The organism is Anoxybacillus tengchongensis, from assembly GCF_014201585.1.
In the GTDB taxonomy this organism is placed as follows: domain Bacteria; phylum Bacillota; class Bacilli; order Bacillales; family Anoxybacillaceae; genus Anoxybacillus; species Anoxybacillus tengchongensis.
Genome location: NZ_JACHES010000016.1, coordinates 1 through 17,579, shown reverse-complemented (window position 1 = coordinate 17,579; position 17,579 = coordinate 1). Strand labels below are relative to the sequence as shown.

Genomic DNA, 17,579 nt, shown 5'->3' with positions numbered 1-17,579 from the left:
CTTATACCGCTCAATAAAAAACCTCCATGTCAACGCAGACATGGAGGCCCCCGAAAAGTGCAAGATGCACTTATTTATGAGTCTCAACACCTCGGTAGGAAATTAAGCCTATATGAGGCACCTACTGTCTACGGTACAAATGATATTCGCTTTTCAAACAATAGATAGTATACTAAAGCGTTTCTAAAAAGTCAATATCTATAATTATCGAGCAACAGCAACAGTAGAAGGATCTACTTTTACGCCAGGGCCCATCGTTGAAGCAACTGTTACGTTTTTCACGTATGTGCCCTTCGCCGCTGCTGGTTTTACTTTTAAGATTGTCTCATAAATTGTCGCGAAGTTTTCTACTAATTTTTCAGTATCAAATGATACTTTACCGATTGGCACGTGGATGTTTCCTGCTTTGTCAACGCGGTATTCCACTTTACCAGCTTTAATTTCATTGACTGCTTTCGCAACATCAAATGTAACTGTTCCTGTTTTAGGGTTTGGCATTAAACCTTTTGGTCCTAAAATACGACCGATTTTACCAACTTCACCCATCATATCAGGAGTTGCAACGATAACATCAAACTCAAACCAACCTTGTTGAATTTTGTTGATGTAATCTGTATCACCTACGTAATCTGCGCCTGCCGCTTCTGCTTCCTTCGCTTTTTCACCTTTTGCAAGCACTAATACGCGACGTACTTTACCTGTTCCATGCGGTAATACAACCGCACCGCGAATTTGTTGATCTGCTTTCTTCGGATCAACTCCTAAACGGAAAGCAACTTCTACTGTTGCATCAAATTTTGCAACGTTTGTCTTTTTCACTAATTCGATCGCTTCTTTTACGTCGTATGCTTTAGAGCGATCAATTAACTTCGCTGCCTCTAAGTAACGTTTTCCTCTTTTTGGCATTCTTATTTCCTCCTTTTGTGGTTTTAACGGAAAGACCTCCCACGAATAAAGGTTGCGAAAACTATATAGTTCGCTTCCGCAACCTTTTCCAGCCAGATCTTCATTAGTCTTCGATGACGATACCCATGCTGCGCGCTGTTCCTTCGATCATGCGCATAGCTGCTTCAATGCTCGCCGCGTTTAAGTCTGGCATTTTTGTTTCAGCAATCTCGCGCACTTTGTCGCGCTTTACTGTTGCCACTTTATTACGGTTTGGCTCACCAGAACCAGACTCGATACCAGCCGCTTTCTTAAGTAACACAGCAGCAGGTGGAGTTTTCGTAATAAATGTAAATGAACGGTCTTCGTATACCGTAATTTCAACAGGAATAATTAAACCTGCTTGATCAGCTGTACGAGCGTTGAATTCTTTACAGAATCCCATGATGTTAACACCAGCTTGACCTAATGCTGGACCGACTGGTGGTGCTGGATTCGCTTTCCCTGCAGGAATTTGCAATTTGACAACTTTAATTACTTTTTTAGCCACGAGACACACCTCCTTAAGTCCGTGATGTGGTATTAGGGATATTCCCTCCCACTCCATATATGAAAACAATCATCGCATTCGTCTCAATGATTGAGACATACTGACCTTAAAATATTATCACTTTTCTTGCCCATTTGCAAGTTGTTTACTATTATATTTTTTCAATTTGCGAAAAGTCAAGCTCTACTGGTGTTTCACGTCCAAACATGTCAACAAGAACAGTTACTTTTTGTTTATCTATTTCGATTTCTTGGATCGTTCCAACAAAATTCGCAAAAGGACCTTCTTTAATCCGAACGGCTTCATTTAATTCGAAATCAAAGTCTAACTCGATCAAATCAACGCCCATTCGTTTTAAAATCGCGGAAACTTCTTCTTCCAGAAGCGGCGTCGGTTTCGATCCAGCACCAGCTGAACCGACAAACCCCGTTACTCCTGGTGTATTGCGAACAACATACCAGGAGTCATCTGTCATAATCATTTCGACGAGCACGTAACCTGGGAATACCTTCTTTTTGACAACTTTCTTTTTACCACCTTTTGTGTCTGTTTCTTCCTCTTCAGGCACGACGACGCGAAAAATTTTATCTTGCATACCCATCGACTCAACACGCTTTTCTAAGTTCGTTTTCACTTTATTTTCATAACCCGAGTACGTATGAATAACATACCAATTCTTTTCCATTCGCTGGGACAATATCGTCCTTCCCTCCCTAAACAAATCTTTTTTTAGGCAAAATAAAAACCCGTTACCGGGCTTTATTTCTTGTTTGTTATCTTTCATTATACCATGGATATACTATTACTATTCAAGTATAAAACGAACTAACTCTGAAATTCCTAAATCAATAACAGCAAAAAATACAGTAAAAAATGCCACTGTTGCTAAAACGGTGATCGTATAGTTTACTAGTTCTTTTCGTTTCGGCCAGCTGACTTTTTTCATCTCGCGAACAACTTCGCGGAAAAATTTCGTTACTCGTTGCATAAGAAACCCTCCAACATCTCGGGATCATCAACTACTTCGTTTCGCGGTGAATCGTATGCGTATGGCATGTTTTACAAAACTTTTTCATCTCTAGCCGCTCATCGTGATGAGCAACATTTTTCATCGTTGAATAGTTTCGACTTAAACATTGGCTACACGCTAAAATCACTTTTTTGCGCATACGTTTTCCTCCGGCATACTACGTCTTAAAAACTGTATCATACAATATTTTTTTATGTCAATATTATAAACGAATTCCTTGAATTTCTACATACTTTTCTAGTTTGCGTTTCACGCGTTGCAATGCGTTGTCAATGGATTTCACGTGACGATTGAGCTCTTCCGAAATTTCTTGATATGATCGACCTTCTAAATAAAGAAGGAGCACTTTCCTTTCTAAATCGCTAAGTAGTTCGGTCATCTTCTCTTCAATATGATCGAACTCTTCCCTATTAATAATTAGTTCCTCAGGATTTGTTATTTTCGTTCCCGAAAGAACGTCCATCAATGTACGGGCAGAATCATCTTCGTAAATCGGCTTGTCCAATGAAACGTAACAATTGAGTGGAATGTGTTTTTGTCGCGTAGCCATTTTAATAGCTGTAATCATTTGCCGAGTAATACATAACTCCGCAAACGCCTTAAATGAAGACTGCTTATCTTCTTTGAAATCTCGGATTGCTTTGTATAACCCAATCATTCCTTCTTGCACAATATCTTCGCGATCTGCACCGACTAAAAAATATGAACGTGCTTTCGCTCGGACAAAATTTTTATACTTATGAATCAAATAATCAAGCGCCTCACTATCACCTTGATGTACGAGTTCTACAATCATTTCATCGTCTAGTTGTTCGTAACGGCTTTGTTGCTTTTCATTTGCATTTGCGCTCACGCCGATCCCCCCGCCCTGCACATGGATAAAAGTATTATACAGTACATTTTTTTACAGGGTCAATCGTTCATTTTTCCCCTCTGCGCCATTTTTCGAAAATTTTTGCGACTTCATCTGTCAGGGGAATTTTTGATATCGGCTTCTTTTGTTGAATGTGCTTAACGTTCGTCGAAATATTTCGTTGCACCGCATCCACTTCAATGAGTAGCTCCCGAGCGGATTTACGTAACGCTCCTTGGCCGAAAATCGCCCATTGTTCCGTATAATCTGACGTAGCAACATATACTTTTGTCCGAAATTGCTGGAGCGATTTCGCCAATTTCTCGATATGTTCATCAGCCGTTTCGTTTTCCTTCGTGAAAATGACCTCTACTTGATGATCGACATATTTTTTTGTTGTTCCTTGTACGAGGTGTGCGTCAAAAACAATAATGACTTTACAACCAGTAAATGCTTGATATTCCGCCATTTTCTCGACAAGTCGGTCACGAGCTAACGATAAATCTGTATCGCGCAACTCGCGTAGTTCTGGCCAGGCACCGATGATGTTGTAGCCATCAACGATTAAAATGTCCATTTTACTCACCTAATGGATGACGCTTTCGGTACACCTCATACATTAACAAGCTCGCCGCAACAGAAGCATTTAACGATGTAACATGTCCAATCATCGGCAAGCGAACGAGCACATCGCATTTATCTCGTAATAAACGACTTATTCCTTTCCCTTCACTACCGATAACTAAGGCTAACGGAATAACCCCATCAAGTTGACGATAATCTTGGCTTCCTTTTGCATCTGTTCCAAAAACCCAAACCCCTCGCTCTTTTAATTCATCTACCGTTCGCGCTAAGTTCGTTACACGCGCAACAGGCACATATTCAATCGCACCCGTTGACGCTTTTGCCACCGTTGCGGTTAAAGCGACCGAGCGCCGTTTCGGGATAATAATGCCATGAGCACCTACCGCATCAGCTGTTCGCATAATCGAACCTAAATTGTGTGGATCTTCAAGTTCATCTAGAATAATAAAAAATGGTGCTTCCCCTTGCGCTTCTGCCTTTTTAAATAAATCGTCTATATCATAGTATCGATATGCAGCAACTTGTGCAATGACTCCCTGATGATTGCCGTCACTTAATTGATCCATCTTTTTTTTAGGGACATACTGTACTGTAATACCCATCTCTTTGGCGAGCTGAATGATCGACTGCATTTGACCACGTTGCGAGCCTTCAGCAATCCATATTTTATTCATTTCTCGTCCGGATTTTAACGCTTCTAACACGGGATTTTTACCGATAATGAGATCCATGATCACATCCCCCTTTCTTCATCGTTGCGATGTACATCTAACGCCCAACGTATTAATTGATGGAGACGTTCTTCATTTCCGCTTAAAAAATGGTAACCAACTAACGCTTCAAATCCTGTGCTTTGACGGTACGTTTGTACATCTGTATTTTTCGGTGTACTCCCCGATTTTGCATTACGACCTCTTCGAACAATAGCTACTTCCTGTTCAGAAAGCTGGTTATGATTGAGCAACCATTGCAATACTTGTGATTGCGCTTTAGCACAAACGTATGTTTTTGCTAAGTTGTGTAAATCGTTTGGTTTTACTTTCCCTAAGGTAAGGAGGTGATGCCGTACGAATAATTCGTATACGGCATCACCAATATAAGCTAACGTTAAACCGTTTAACTGTTCAAAATCCTTAATTTTGTTAAACAAATGTAACATCGTCTTATCCTCTTCTCCATCTCGTTCCTTGTGGTGTATCTTCTAAAATAATGTTTTTTGCCTTTAATTCATCACGAATCCGATCAGCTAAAGCGAAATCGCGATTTTTCCGCGCTTCAATTCGCTGTTGGATAAGTGCTTCAATTTCTTCATCAAGTAATTCATCGTGTTGTAAAGAAAGGCCAAGCACATCAAAAATCTGTTCAAATTGTTGTAAAAATGCTTGAATGACCTGTTTCGATGTATGCTTTTCCATTAAGTATACATTGGCTTGTTTCGCTAATTCAAACAGAACAGCGATCCCGTTTGCTGTATTAAAATCATCATCCATTTCGCTAATAAACTCGCCTCTTAATCCTTCAATTTTCGCTAGCCATTGTTCATCATTCGTCGTTAAATTCGTGCTGCTTTCTAAACGATGTTTTAAGTTCGCATAAGCTGTTTTTAAGCGTTCTAATCCGCTTTTTGCACTTTCAAGTAACGGTTGGCTATAGTTGATTGGATGACGATAGTGAACTGAAAGCATAAAGAAACGTAACACTTGCGGATCAACTTGCTTAATAATGTCGTGCACTAAAATAAAGTTCCCGAGCGATTTCGACATTTTTTCATTATCGATATTAATGTAGCCGTTATGCAACCAATATTTCGCAAAAGGCTTTCCTGTTAGCGCTTCAGACTGAGCAATTTCATTTTCATGGTGCGGGAACGTTAAATCTTGTCCCCCAGCATGAATATCAATCGTATCCCCTAAATATTTACGTACCATAGCAGAGCATTCAATATGCCAGCCCGGACGTCCTTTCCCCCATGGGCTATCCCAGTAAATTTCACCTTCTTTTGCTGCTTTCCATAGCGCAAAGTCAAGAGGATCTTCTTTTTTCTCACCAATCTCAATCCGAGCACCTAATTTTAGTTCATCAATCGATTGATGGGACAATTTACCATAATCAGAAAAGCGGCGCGTTCGATAATATACATCACCGTCAACTTCATAGGCATATCCTTTTTCAATGAGTTGTTCAATAAATTGGATGATCGTATCCATGTTTTCTGTCACTCGTGGATGAACGTCTGCTTTTTTGCAACCAAGCGCTGTAATATCTTCAAAGTACGCTTCGATGAACCGTTCTGCAATGGTTGGTACATCTTCTCCTAATTCTTTTGCTGCGCGAATGAGTTTATCGTCTACATCTGTGAAATTCGAAACGTATTGCACTTCATATCCACGAAATTGTAAATAGCGTCGAATCGTATCAAACACAATAGCAGGGCGAGCGTTGCCAATGTGAATGTAGTTGTATACTGTTGGACCGCATACATACATTTTCACTTTATTTGGTTCTAATGGGACAAATGGTTCCTTTTTTCGCGTTAACGTATTATACACTTGAATGCTCATGGTTCACCGTTCCTTTCTTTAGTTCTTCTAATTGTGCTTTTAGTTGCTCGATTTCTGCTTCTAACTCTTTAAAGCGATCTGCAATCGGATCCGGCAAATCACAATGATTTAAATCTTTATTCACACGCACGCCATTTTGTACAACAACACGACCTGGAATGCCGACAACGGTTGAGTTCGGCGGCACATCTTTCAACACGACCGATCCTGCCCCAATTTTACTATTTTCCCCAACCGTAATCGAACCAAGCACCTTTGCACCGGTAGCAATCAAACAATTATCTTTAATTGTTGGATGGCGCTTCCCCTTCTCTTTTCCTGTTCCACCGAGTGTGACGCCTTGATACACCGTCACATTGTCACCGATCTCACATGTTTCCCCGATGACGACTCCCATGCCATGATCGATGAAAAAGCGGCGACCAATTTTTGCCCCTGGATGAATTTCAATGCCCGTAAAAAAGCGACTAATTTGTGAAATGAGGCGTGCTAAAAAATAAAATTTCCGCTTATAAAGTGCATGGGCAATGCGATGTGCCCAAATGGCGTGCAACCCTGAATACGTTAAAATGACTTCTAAATAACTTCTTGCTGCCGGATCTTGTTCAAAAATAACTTCAATGTCCTCTTTTAATGTTTTAAACACCATCATTCCCCCTTTGTTATCTTTCAAATAAAAAAACGTCTCTGTGTACAATGACACAGAGACGCTTCGTTGCGCGGTTCCACTCTGTTTAGCCTTTAAGGCTCACTCTTGCCCTTATAACGGAAGGGAATCCGCTCCATTCTACTACAGAACGTCTCTGGTTCGAAAGGAGACTCCGAGGTGCATTTCAAAAGAATCAAACATAAACCACTTCCAGCCAAGGTGGTTCTCTCTGACATGCTGATTCTTTTTACTTCTCCTCATCAACGCTTTCACCGATATGACTTACACCTATTCTATTATATAAACAAGGAAATGTTAACGAATGAATTGAGTTAATCGGGACAGCACCGTTTCTTTTCCGAGCAAACGAATCGCCTCTGGAAGTTCTGGTCCATGCGTTTGCCCTGTAACCGCTACGCGAATTGGCATAAATAAGTTTTTCCCTTTTTGTCCCGTTTCTTTTTGTACCGCTTTAATCGCCATTTTAATGTGGTCACTATCAAACGTTGCAAGCTGCTCCACTTGCTCATAAAATGCTTTTAACACAATCGGTACTTGCTCACCTGCTAAAACAGCTTTTGCCTCTTCATCATACTCGATTTCCTGTTTAAAGAACAACTCTGATAGCTCAACAATTTCAGCACCGTAACTCATTTGCTCTTGATATAGTGCAATTAGATCACGCGCCCATTGCTTTTGTTGATCGGTCATTTGCTCCGGCAAACGCCCTGCTCGAATTAGATGAGGGAGCGATAGTTCAACTAACCGATCCAGATCAAGTTTTTTGATATATTGGTTGTTCATCCATGTGAGCTTTTGTTTATCAAACATCGATGGCGATTTTGATAAACGGGAAACATCAAACATGCGAATAAGCTCTTCTTTCGTGAAAATTTCTTCTTCTCCTTCTGGCGACCAACCTAATAGTGCAAAAAAGTTAAACATCGCTTCTGGTAAATATCCAAGTTCTTTATATTGAGAAACGAATTGAATAATTGACTCATCGCGCTTCGATAACTTTTTACGATTTTCATTTACAATCAACGTTAAATGTGCATATTTTGGTGGCTCCCAACCAAAATATTCATACACCATTAGCTGCTTCGGTGTGTTTGATAAATGCTCTTCACCGCGAAATACATGTGTAATTTTCATTAAATGATCGTCGATCACAACAGCAAAGTTATACGTTGGGATACCGTTTGCTTTGACGATCACCCAATCGCCAATGTCTTTCGATTCAAACGATACGCGACCGCGCACCATGTCTTCAAATTCATATACTTTTCCTTCCGGTACTTTTAAACGGATCGTATAGGGCTTGCCTTCTGCTTCAAGCTGTTTGACTTGTTCTAGTGTCAACTGACGGCATTTTCCGCTGTATTGTGGCGCCGCAATACCTGCCGCTTTTTGCGCCTCACGCTCTTGTTCTAGTTCCTCAGGTGTACAAAAACATTTATAAGCATAGCCTTTTTCTAACAATTCGTTTGTATATTGGCGATATATGTGCAGACGCTCCGTTTGACGATAAGGACCATATCCTCCATCTTTATCGACAGATTCGTCATATTCAATACCGAGCCATTTTAAATTTTCAAGTTGTGACTGTTCGCCACCTTCTACATTCCGCTCAATATCTGTATCTTCAATACGAACGATAAATTTCCCATGATGATGGCGAGCAAACAAATAGTTAAACAACGCTGTGCGCGCACCACCAATATGTAAATGACCCGTCGGACTCGGCGCGTAACGCACCCTTACTTCCTGTGACATGTCATGACCTCCATCTACCTAATTTCTGTACCCCATTGTACCGTAAACGCCATACAAAATCCATCATTCATTATTTTTTTGTAACAAAACGACGGCTTGTGCAGCAATTCCTTCTTCTCTCCCTGTAAAGCCGAGCTTTTCTGTCGTCGTCGCCTTTACGTTGACTTGTGAAACGTTTCCTTCTAATAATTCAGCAATTCGTTTTTGCATGTTTGGGATATATGGAGCCATTTTTGGTTTTTGAGCAATAATTGTGCAGTCCACATTAACAAGTGTATATCCATGTTGCTGCACAAGATTCCATACCCGTTGTAGAAGAAGCGCAGAATCAGCATCCTTGTATGCTTCATCTGTATCAGGGAAATGCTTTCCAATGTCTCCTTCACCAATGGCTCCTAAACAAGCATCAGCAATTGCATGTAACAACACATCCGCATCAGAATGTCCAAGCAGTCCTTTCTCATACGGAATATGGATTCCACCAATAATAAGCGGACGTCCTTCAGCAAACTGATGGACATCAAACCCTTGTCCAATTCGATACATCATTGATCCCCTCTCGCACGTAAAATAGCCTCTGCAAATAATAAATCTTCTGGTGTTGTTAATTTAATGTTTGTATACTCGCCTTCTACAATGGCGACACGTTGACCGATCCGCTCAACAAGACTTGCATCATCTGTTCCAATAAACTGTTCTTTTTTTGCGCGTTCATGAGCGTCGAGAATTAATGGCATGGAAAAAGCTTGTGGCGTTTGTACAGCCCACAAGCTCGATCGATCGACCGTTTTTTGAATGTGGCCATCGATCACTTGTTTCATCGTATCTTTCACAGGAACAGCTAGCACAGCTGCTCCCGTTTCTGCTGTTACTTGAACGAGTTCATGAATTTTTTTTACCGTCACAAATGGACGAGCACCATCGTGAATAAGCACGATGTCAGCATCATTCAAAGCTTTCAACCCGTTGTAGACGCTTTGTTGCCGCTCTTCCCCCCCTGAAACGAGGACATTTACTTTTTTTATTCCAAAGCGATGAAGCATATGAGCAAACTGTTCGCGTTCTTGATCGTTAATGACTAACACAATGCCTTGACACAAAACATCTCGTTCAAATACACGTAACGTATGAATAATAACAGGTATTCCTTCAAGCTCAATAAATTGTTTGTTCATTCCTGCGTTCATTCGTTTTCCTTGGCCAGCTGCCGGTATAACGACATGATAATTCATTTTCCTATCTCCTAACAGCTCATAATGCTTTTTCAAGTAATTTTAATTTAGCAAAAATCATTCTTCCAGCCGAAGTTTGTAAGACGCTCGTCACAAGCACATCGACTCGTTTTCCGATGTAGTCTTTTCCGTCCTCTACAACGATCATCGTCCCATCATCTAAATAAGCAACACCTTGATTTTGTTCTTTTCCGTCTTTAATGACGTGAACATTTAATTCTTCCCCTGGAAGAACGATCGGTTTTACTGCGTTCGCTAAGTCGTTAATATTTAGTACGGGAACATTTTGCAACTCGCATACTTTATTTAAATTAAAGTCATTTGTCACAACAACGCCTGATGTCAATTGAGCCAATTTTACAAGCTTGCTGTCGACTTCTTGAATTCCTTCAAAATCGCCCTCATATATTTCCACGTTAATTGCTAGTTCTTTTTGAATGCGGTTTAAAATATCTAGTCCTCTCCGTCCACGATTTCTCTTTAAAGCATCAGAAGAGTCAGCGATATGTTGCAATTCTTCAAGAACAAACCGCGGAATGACAATCGTCCCTTCCAAAAAGCCCGTTTGACAAATATCCGCAATACGACCGTCAATGATGACACTCGTATCTAAAATTTTTAGCGATTTCCCCTTTTTTTCTTCTTCCTCGCTACCTTTTTTCTTTCCACTTCGATTCGGTAAAGAAAATAGGTTCATTAGTTCATCGCGTTTTTTAAATCCGACTTGAAATCCTAAGTAGCCTAACAATAGCGTAAGAAAAATCGGCAATATCGTATTAACAAGCGGAATTTGAATAGAGTTTAATGGAATAACGACTAAAAAGGCTACAATCAATCCGAAAATTAAACCGAGACTCCCGAATAATAAGTCTGTTACAGGTGCTTTGACTAACGTTTCTTCCATCCAATGAATCAGTCCAACCACATGATCAACTAACCAAAACGTGAGAAGGAATACGATGATCGCACCAACTGGGGCGGCTACATATGGGCTATCGACATAAGGAAGATCGTTTAGGTGCAATAGTTTTAACAAAGTAGGAAAGAAAATAATTCCTAACATTCCCCCAGTAATTAAAAAAGATGCTTGCACAATTCGTTTTAACACGTTTTTCACCTCCTCTATTACATTATAAACAGTTTCCAATGTTTGAAACCAATCTGAACATCATTTTTAATCATTTTTTAATGGTTTTGTTAAAATATTGGGCGATTTTTCCCTTCCCCTAATGCGTAATATAGCGCTTCTTCTACATTAGTTACTCCAATGACTTCAACACCTTTTGGAATGTTCCAGCCACCGATGTTGCTTTTCGGAATAATGATGCGTTGAAAACCGAGCTTCGCAGCTTCTTGCACACGCTGTTCAATGCGGGATACACGACGTACTTCACCTGTCAATCCAACTTCTCCGATCACAACATCCGTATGATTTGTTGGTTGATCACGAAAACTAGATGCAATGCTTACCACAATTGCTAAGTCAATCGCAGGTTCATCTAACTTAATTCCACCAGCCACTTTTAAATAGGCATCCTGGTTTTGAAGAAGTAGGCCGACCCTCTTTTCAAGCACCGCCATTAGTAAAGATACACGATTATGATCTATTCCTGTTGCCATTCGACGTGGCGTTCCGAAACTAGTCGGCGATACTAATGCTTGAATTTCCACTAACACAGGTCTCGTCCCTTCCATAGAAGCGACCACCGTTGACCCTGAAGCACCTTTCGAACGCTCTTCCAAAAAAATTTCTGATGGGTTTTTGACTTCTGTAAGCCCTATTTCTTTCATTTCGAAAATACCGATTTCATTTGTGGAACCAAATCGATTTTTCACCGCCCGTAAAATGCGATACGTATGATGACGCTCTCCCTCAAAATATAATACAGTATCAACCATATGTTCTAAAATGCGTGGCCCTGCCAGCGCCCCTTCTTTCGTAACATGCCCAACAATAAAAATCGCAATACCTTTCGTTTTAGCTACTCGCATCAACTCTGCTGTACATTCACGAACTTGTGAAACACTCCCTGGGGCCGATGTAATTTCTGAGCGATATATCGTTTGAATCGAGTCGATGACAACGAACGATGGCTTCATTTCATCTATCGTTTGGATAATATGTTCTAAATTTGTCTCAGATAAAACATATAAATGTTCAGCTGCCACATGTAACCGTTCAGCACGCAACTTCGTTTGTTTTACCGATTCTTCCCCGGAAATATATAATACAGGGTGGGTATCGCTTGCGAGCTGAGCACAAATTTGTAACAACAATGTCGATTTCCCAATACCTGGATCGCCACCGATCAAAACGAGGGAACCACGAACAATTCCACCCCCTAACACGCGATTAAACTCCGTAAACTTCGTGTCAATTCTCGGTTCCTGCGTCGTTTCTACTGTCGTAATCGATACAGGTTTAGCTACTATCCCCTCTGTATGCACAAATAGTGCTCGGCTATGTGGTTTCACAATCTCCGTTTCTTCAACCATTGTATTCCACGAGTGGCACCCTGGGCATTTTCCCATCCACTTCGCCGTTTCATATCCACAATGTTGACAAACGAATTTCGTTTTCCGTTTAACCATGATTCCATTCCTTTCATGATGAAAAACAAGGTATGCGTGTAAGCATACCTTGTTTTTTGTTATTTTACTGTCTCTTTTGTTAACACAACAAACTGACCGTCTTTTACATCCATGACAACTTTTTGTCCGCTGTTAATCGTTCCTTTTAACAATTCTTCAGATAAACGGTCTTCAACATGTTTTTGAATCGCTCGACGCAATGGACGCGCGCCGTATTCTAAGTCATAACCTTCTTCCGCTAATTTCTCAATTGCTGCATCGGTTAACTCTAAATCAATTTGTTGTTCTTGTAGACGTTTTTTCAATTGCTCAACCATTAATGATACAATTTCCTTCAAATGTTTCTTCTCAAGGGAATGGAACACAATGATTTCATCAATTCGGTTTAAAAATTCCGGACGAAACGCTTTTTTCAACTCGTCCATCACTTTCCCTTTCATATCTTTATACTGTTGACTCTCATCTTGTACATTAAAACCAACATATTTATTTCTCTTCAAGGCGTCAGCGCCAACGTTTGATGTCATAATAATGATCGTATTTCGGAAATCAACTGTCCGTCCTTTCGAATCCGTTAGACGTCCATCCTCTAACACTTGCAATAAAATGTTAAACACATCTGGATGCGCTTTTTCAATCTCATCTAATAAAATGACTGAATACGGTTTGCGACGCACTTTTTCTGTTAATTGTCCACCTTCTTCGTAACCAACATATCCCGGAGGCGAACCGACAAGACGTGATGTCGAATGTTTCTCCATATACTCAGACATGTCGATCCGAATCATCGCATCTTCATCACCAAACATCGCTTCCGCAAGCGCACGTGCCAGTTCCGTTTTCCCTACACCCGTCGGTCCGAGAAAAATAAACGAGCCGATTGGGCGTTTTGGATCTTTTAATCCTGCACGGGCGCGACGCACTGCTTTTGCAACTGCTTTGACAGCTTCTTCTTGTCCGATAACACGGGAATGCAGAATTTCTTCTAGCTTTAATAATCGTTCGGTTTCTGTTTGAGCTAATTTAGAGACTGGGATCCCCGTCCAACTTGATACGACGGCTGCAATATCCTCAACAGTCACTTCTGAGTTTTCTTGACCTTGTTTCTCTTTCCAAGCCCGTTTCGTTTCTTCAAGTTGTTCGCGCAATTTTTGTTCCGCATCTCGTAATGATGCAGCTTTTTCAAACTCTTGGCTTTGCACAGCTGCATCTTTTTCTTTGCGAATTTCCTCCAGTTTTTGTTCGAGCTCTTTTAAATTTGGTGGTGTCGTAAACGAACGTAAACGTACTTTTGAACAAGCTTCGTCAATTAAATCAATCGCTTTATCTGGTAAAAATCGATCCGAGATGTAACGATCTGAAAGCTTCACAGCTTGCTCAATTGCCTCATCCGAAATAGAAACACGATGATGAGCTTCGTAACGATCGCGTAGTCCTTTTAAGATTTGGATCGATTCTTCAACCGTTGGTTCGCCAACATGAATGGGTTGGAAACGTCTTTCTAACGCAGCATCTTTTTCAATATATTTTCGGTATTCATCTAACGTTGTTGCCCCAATACATTGTAGTTCGCCACGAGCAAGGGACGGTTTTAAAATATTTGATGCATCAATAGCTCCTTCTGCACCGCCAGCTCCTATGAGGGTGTGCAATTCGTCAATAAACAAAATGATGTTGCCTGCTTGGCGAATTTCATCCATCACTTTTTTCAAACGATCTTCAAACTCACCACGATATTTCGTACCTGCAACGACCGTGCCCATATCGAGCGTCATTACACGCTTATCACGAAGCGTCTCTGGCACTTCGTTATTGACAATTTGTTGAGCTAGTCCTTCGGCAATGGCTGTTTTTCCTACCCCTGGTTCCCCAATTAAAACAGGGTTATTTTTCGTTCTACGGCTTAATACTTCGATCACACGTTGGATTTCTTTACTTCTTCCGATGACAGGATCTAAACCTCCTTCACGTGCGATCGCTGTTAAATCGCGGGCTAAACTGTCTAACGTTGGGGTATTCGCGTGCGTTGTTCCCCCATGATGTCCTGAGGCAGACTCATTGCTTCCTAATAATTGAAGTACTTGTTGGCGAGCTTTATTTAAGCTTACTCCTAAATTATTTAAAACGCGAGCGGCTACACCTTCTCCTTCTCGAATAAGACCAAGCAAAATATGTTCTGTACCAACGTAAGAATGTCCAAGTTTCCCAGCTTCATCCATTGACAATTCAATCACTTTTTTGGCACGTGGTGTATAGTGGATCGTTTGCCCAACTTCATTTCCACGCCCAATAAGCGATTCTACCTCTTTTTGGATTTTATCTGGTCCTAACCCGAGCGCCATAAGCGCTTTTGCTGCAATTCCTTCCCCCTCTCGAATAAGACCAAGCAAAATGTGCTCTGTACCAATATTGTTATGTCCTAATCGAACAGCTTCTTCTTGTGCTAATGCTAACACCTTTTGTGCTCGTTCTGTAAAACGTCCGAACATCATTTTCATCAACCTCCTTTTATTCACTTCCATTGGTATAATCGTTCACGAATGAGCGATGCACGGCGAATATCCCGTTCTTGTGGGCGTAATGCGCCACCAGCATATTTTTGTAAAAAGCCGGGCTGTGTCAAAATCATGAGCTCTGTTAAAATTGTTTTTGGCACGTTCGTAATATATCCGAGATCAATGCCTAACCGTACATCAGATAAACATTGGGCAGCTTCTTTTGAACCGATGATCCGACTGTTCGTTAACACACCGTAAGAACGATATACCCTATCTTCTAATTGTATGTTAGAAGTTTTGACTAATGCCTCACGTGCCATTCGTTCTTGTTCAATTAATTGACGAACAACACCTGTTAAGTCTTCAACAATATCCTCTTCACTTTTTCCTAATGTAACTTGATTCGAAATTTGAAAAATGTTTCCTAACGCTTCGCTACCTTCTCCATACGTGCCACGAACAACTAAACCGAGCTGATTAATTGCAGGAATAATTTGATTCATTTGCTGCGTTAACACAAGGCCTGGCAAATGCATCATAACGGATGCGCGCAGTCCTGTTCCGACATTTGTAGGGCAACTCGTCAAATAACCGTACTTTTCATCAAAAGCATAATCGATGTGTTGTTCAATCCAATCATCTAAAGCATTTGCCAATTTTAATGCTTCTCTCAACTGAAAACCAGCAAACAAACATTGAATACGAATATGATCTTCCTCGTTGATCATAATGCTTGCTTCTTCTTGCTCTGATAATAAGCATGCACCAAATGTACAATCCTCAGCTAAGTGAGGGCTGATCAAGTGTTTTTCAACTAATACACGCTTGTCAATAGTTTGTAATTCATTCATTTTTAATAAGACGAAAGGACCAAGATTACCGAAACGCTTTTGCGAAAACAAATGTTCAAATAATTGAACAATTTGTATAGCCTCTTCATTTGTAAATACGGTCGGAAACGAATATTGTTTCATATTTCTCGCTAAACGAATACGACTACTTAACACAATATCAGAATCTGGTCCCTCTTCGTTCATCCATGGACTGAGAGCGCGTTGGAAAAACAAATGTTCATTCATGTAATGAAGCGCCCCCTTCCGTATTTAATTTTGCTTCGAGTTCTCGAATTTGATCACGCACTTCAGCAGCTTTCTCAAACTGTTCTTTAGCAATAAGCTCCTGTAGCATTTGTTTTAACTGGCCGATTTGCTTACGAACGTACAATGTACCCCCCACTCGCTTCGGGATTTTTCCTTCATGTGCTACATGTCCTCCATGTAACTTCCGAAAAATAGGTGGTAAATAGCTACGAAATGTTTCATAGCAACTCGCACAACCAAAACGACCGACTTTAACGAATTGAGCATATGTCATTTTGCAACGCTCACATTGTAATATATGTTCATTGTGAAAAGAGGGGGCTTTCGGTTCTTTTAGCGATGCATCCATATTTAATAGTCCCGCAATTAAATTATTGATTGAAAAAGCGCCTTGATGTGGGAACATAAACATTTCACCTTTTTCGTGAGCGCATTGCTCACAAAGATGAATTTCTGTTTTTTCCCCATTAACAATTTTAGTGAAATGAAGCGTTGCTGGACGTTGATTACACTCTTGACATATCAAAGCATTCACCCTCTCTACATATACTTTAACGATGTCAGCATCGCTTTTAATATGCGCGCACGCAGTTCATCACGATGGGGAAGGTCAAGAGATAGAACCGTGCGATCAATAATGTTTAACATCATATTCGCTTCTCGTTTTGAAATTACCTTTTCATCTAATAAGCGTTGAATAATATGTTCTCCATTTGTCTGGCTAATCCGGTCTTGAACAAGAGACAATAAATGGTCAATAAGCTGGGGGGCACTTTGAGTTTTTACTTTCATTATACGGATATAGCCACCGCCACCTCGCTTACTCTCAACAATGTACCCTCTTTCTAATGTAAACCGTGTATTAATGACATAGTTAATTTGAGAAGGAACACACTGAAACTTATCTGCAATTTCGCTTCGTTTAATCTCAACGATATCTTTTCCGCTCATATTTAATACTTGCTTTAAATATTGCTCAATGACATCAGAGATATTCCTCACATAACCCCTCCTCTGCCAGTTGACTTTGACTATATTTGACTTTAATTTTAATATATACGGATTTCTTCAAAAATGCAAGGATTCCCTTCTTTTTCTCATATATTTTACCCATTGCGTTTATTCAATAAAACAAAAAACAAAAAGACCAAGACAATTTAGTCTTGGTCTTTTTATTTGCCCGGCAACGTCCTACTCTCGCAGGCGGTGTCCCGCCAACTACCATCGGCGCTGGAGAGCTTAACTTCCGTGTTCGGGATGGGAACGGG

At 40.5% G+C, this 17,579-nt stretch carries 20 protein-coding genes, 1 rRNA gene and 2 other annotated features; all 21 genes read right to left on the bottom strand.

Annotation, left to right across the window (positions count from 1 at the left end; translation table 11 throughout):
* Positions 1-6: 6 nt before the first annotated feature.
* Positions 7-152, bottom strand: a sequence feature (ribosomal protein L10 leader region).
* 52 nt (positions 153-204) lie between these two features.
* On the bottom strand, positions 205-906 hold the full coding sequence (gene rplA / locus HNQ82_RS13425) for a 50S ribosomal protein L1 (RefSeq protein ID WP_055441981.1): 702 nt from the start codon (positions 904-906) through the stop codon (positions 205-207).
* Positions 907-1,009: 103 nt separating this feature from the next.
* Positions 1,010-1,435 carry a 50S ribosomal protein L11 gene (rplK, locus tag HNQ82_RS13420; protein WP_003397643.1) on the bottom strand — a complete coding sequence of 142 codons (426 nt, stop codon included), beginning with the start codon at positions 1,433-1,435 and terminating at the stop codon, positions 1,010-1,012.
* A gap of 151 nt (positions 1,436-1,586) precedes the next feature.
* Positions 1,587-2,120 (bottom strand): transcription termination/antitermination protein NusG, encoded by a 534-nt coding sequence (nusG, locus tag HNQ82_RS13415; protein ID WP_019418665.1) that lies wholly within the window; start codon positions 2,118-2,120, stop codon positions 1,587-1,589.
* 120 nt (positions 2,121-2,240) lie between these two features.
* On the bottom strand, positions 2,241-2,423 hold the full coding sequence (secE, locus tag HNQ82_RS13410) for a preprotein translocase subunit SecE (protein WP_032101432.1): 183 nt from the start codon (positions 2,421-2,423) through the stop codon (positions 2,241-2,243).
* Positions 2,424-2,454: 31 nt separating this feature from the next.
* A complete protein-coding gene (gene rpmG, locus HNQ82_RS13405; protein ID WP_183250255.1) occupies positions 2,455-2,604 on the bottom strand; it encodes a 50S ribosomal protein L33 in 150 nt (49 codons plus the stop codon).
* A 63-nt stretch (positions 2,605-2,667) separates the two neighbouring features.
* Positions 2,668-3,318, bottom strand: coding sequence for an RNA polymerase sporulation sigma factor SigH (sigH, locus tag HNQ82_RS13400; protein ID WP_183250253.1), 651 nt, complete (start codon positions 3,316-3,318; stop codon positions 2,668-2,670).
* 67 nt (positions 3,319-3,385) lie between these two features.
* Positions 3,386-3,895 (bottom strand): NYN domain-containing protein, encoded by a 510-nt coding sequence (locus HNQ82_RS13395; RefSeq protein WP_183250251.1) that lies wholly within the window; start codon positions 3,893-3,895, stop codon positions 3,386-3,388.
* 1 nt (position 3,896) lies between these two features.
* Positions 3,897-4,634 (bottom strand): 23S rRNA (guanosine(2251)-2'-O)-methyltransferase RlmB, encoded by a 738-nt coding sequence (gene rlmB / locus HNQ82_RS13390; protein WP_183250249.1) that lies wholly within the window; start codon positions 4,632-4,634, stop codon positions 3,897-3,899.
* 2 nt (positions 4,635-4,636) lie between these two features.
* Positions 4,637-5,062: a Mini-ribonuclease 3 gene (locus HNQ82_RS13385; RefSeq protein WP_183250246.1), complete on the bottom strand. Its 426-nt coding sequence runs from the start codon at positions 5,060-5,062 to the stop codon at positions 4,637-4,639.
* A 4-nt stretch (positions 5,063-5,066) separates the two neighbouring features.
* A complete protein-coding gene (gene cysS, locus HNQ82_RS13380) occupies positions 5,067-6,464 on the bottom strand; it encodes a cysteine--tRNA ligase (RefSeq protein WP_183250244.1) in 1,398 nt (465 codons plus the stop codon).
* Positions 6,445-7,110: a serine O-acetyltransferase gene (gene cysE / locus HNQ82_RS13375; RefSeq protein ID WP_183250242.1), complete on the bottom strand. Its 666-nt coding sequence runs from the start codon at positions 7,108-7,110 to the stop codon at positions 6,445-6,447. Before cysE ends, cysS begins: the two co-directional genes overlap by 20 nt.
* A 54-nt stretch (positions 7,111-7,164) precedes the next feature.
* Positions 7,165-7,386 (bottom strand) — a binding site (T-box leader).
* Positions 7,387-7,428: 42 nt separating this feature from the next.
* A complete protein-coding gene (gene gltX / locus HNQ82_RS13370; protein ID WP_183250240.1) occupies positions 7,429-8,889 on the bottom strand; it encodes a glutamate--tRNA ligase in 1,461 nt (486 codons plus the stop codon).
* A gap of 63 nt (positions 8,890-8,952) precedes the next feature.
* Positions 8,953-9,435, bottom strand: coding sequence for a 2-C-methyl-D-erythritol 2,4-cyclodiphosphate synthase (ispF, locus tag HNQ82_RS13365; protein ID WP_183250238.1), 483 nt, complete (start codon positions 9,433-9,435; stop codon positions 8,953-8,955).
* On the bottom strand, positions 9,435-10,121 hold the full coding sequence (ispD, locus tag HNQ82_RS13360) for a 2-C-methyl-D-erythritol 4-phosphate cytidylyltransferase (protein WP_183250236.1): 687 nt from the start codon (positions 10,119-10,121) through the stop codon (positions 9,435-9,437). The genes ispF and ispD overlap by 1 nt, the downstream gene beginning before the upstream one ends.
* A gap of 19 nt (positions 10,122-10,140) precedes the next feature.
* The gene (locus HNQ82_RS13355; RefSeq protein WP_032101443.1) at positions 10,141-11,229 is read right to left on the bottom strand and encodes a PIN domain-containing protein; all 1,089 of its coding nucleotides are present in this window, start codon (positions 11,227-11,229) and stop codon (positions 10,141-10,143) included.
* 89 nt (positions 11,230-11,318) lie between these two features.
* Positions 11,319-12,713, bottom strand: a complete 1,395-nt coding sequence (gene radA / locus HNQ82_RS13350) for a DNA repair protein RadA (protein ID WP_183250234.1) — start codon at positions 12,711-12,713, stop codon at positions 11,319-11,321.
* A 59-nt stretch (positions 12,714-12,772) separates the two neighbouring features.
* Positions 12,773-15,205, bottom strand: coding sequence for an ATP-dependent protease ATP-binding subunit ClpC (gene clpC, locus HNQ82_RS13345; protein ID WP_183250232.1), 2,433 nt, complete (start codon positions 15,203-15,205; stop codon positions 12,773-12,775).
* A gap of 20 nt (positions 15,206-15,225) precedes the next feature.
* Positions 15,226-16,290, bottom strand: a complete 1,065-nt coding sequence (gene mcsB, locus HNQ82_RS13340) for a protein-arginine kinase McsB (protein ID WP_183250230.1) — start codon at positions 16,288-16,290, stop codon at positions 15,226-15,228.
* A complete protein-coding gene (mcsA, locus tag HNQ82_RS13335; protein ID WP_055441992.1) occupies positions 16,283-16,837 on the bottom strand; it encodes a protein-arginine kinase activator protein McsA in 555 nt (184 codons plus the stop codon). The genes mcsB and mcsA overlap by 8 nt, the downstream gene beginning before the upstream one ends.
* A gap of 14 nt (positions 16,838-16,851) precedes the next feature.
* The gene (locus tag HNQ82_RS13330) at positions 16,852-17,262 is read right to left on the bottom strand and encodes a CtsR family transcriptional regulator (RefSeq protein WP_221261177.1); all 411 of its coding nucleotides are present in this window, start codon (positions 17,260-17,262) and stop codon (positions 16,852-16,854) included.
* A 227-nt stretch (positions 17,263-17,489) separates the two neighbouring features.
* Positions 17,490-17,579: ribosomal RNA gene (rrf, locus tag HNQ82_RS13325) — 5S ribosomal RNA — on the bottom strand; the annotation flags it as partial.

What these genes read in the sequence shown, in the direction of transcription:
- rplA (WP_055441981.1), bottom strand. Translation starts at nt 906, where the DNA reads ATGCCAAAAAGAGGAAAACGTTACTTAGAGGCAGCGAAGTTAATTGAT.
- nusG (WP_019418665.1), bottom strand. Translation starts at nt 2,120, where the DNA reads ATGGAAAAGAATTGGTATGTTATTCATACGTACTCGGGTTATGAAAAT.
- secE (WP_032101432.1), bottom strand. Translation starts at nt 2,423, where the DNA reads ATGCAACGAGTAACGAAATTTTTCCGCGAAGTTGTTCGCGAGATGAAA.
- rpmG (WP_183250255.1), bottom strand. Translation starts at nt 2,604, where the DNA reads ATGCGCAAAAAAGTGATTTTAGCGTGTAGCCAATGTTTAAGTCGAAAC.
- HNQ82_RS13395 (WP_183250251.1), bottom strand. Translation starts at nt 3,895, where the DNA reads ATGGACATTTTAATCGTTGATGGCTACAACATCATCGGTGCCTGGCCA.
- rlmB (WP_183250249.1), bottom strand. Translation starts at nt 4,634, where the DNA reads ATGGATCTCATTATCGGTAAAAATCCCGTGTTAGAAGCGTTAAAATCC.
- HNQ82_RS13385 (WP_183250246.1), bottom strand. Translation starts at nt 5,062, where the DNA reads ATGTTACATTTGTTTAACAAAATTAAGGATTTTGAACAGTTAAACGGT.
- cysS (WP_183250244.1), bottom strand. Translation starts at nt 6,464, where the DNA reads ATGAGCATTCAAGTGTATAATACGTTAACGCGAAAAAAGGAACCATTT.
- gltX (WP_183250240.1), bottom strand. Translation starts at nt 8,889, where the DNA reads ATGTCACAGGAAGTAAGGGTGCGTTACGCGCCGAGTCCGACGGGTCAT.
- ispF (WP_183250238.1), bottom strand. Translation starts at nt 9,435, where the DNA reads ATGTATCGAATTGGACAAGGGTTTGATGTCCATCAGTTTGCTGAAGGA.
- ispD (WP_183250236.1), bottom strand. Translation starts at nt 10,121, where the DNA reads ATGAATTATCATGTCGTTATACCGGCAGCTGGCCAAGGAAAACGAATG.
- radA (WP_183250234.1), bottom strand. Translation starts at nt 12,713, where the DNA reads ATGGTTAAACGGAAAACGAAATTCGTTTGTCAACATTGTGGATATGAA.
- clpC (WP_183250232.1), bottom strand. Translation starts at nt 15,205, where the DNA reads ATGATGTTCGGACGTTTTACAGAACGAGCACAAAAGGTGTTAGCATTA.
- mcsB (WP_183250230.1), bottom strand. Translation starts at nt 16,290, where the DNA reads ATGAATGAACATTTGTTTTTCCAACGCGCTCTCAGTCCATGGATGAAC.
- HNQ82_RS13330 (WP_221261177.1), bottom strand. Translation starts at nt 17,262, where the DNA reads ATGAGCGGAAAAGATATCGTTGAGATTAAACGAAGCGAAATTGCAGAT.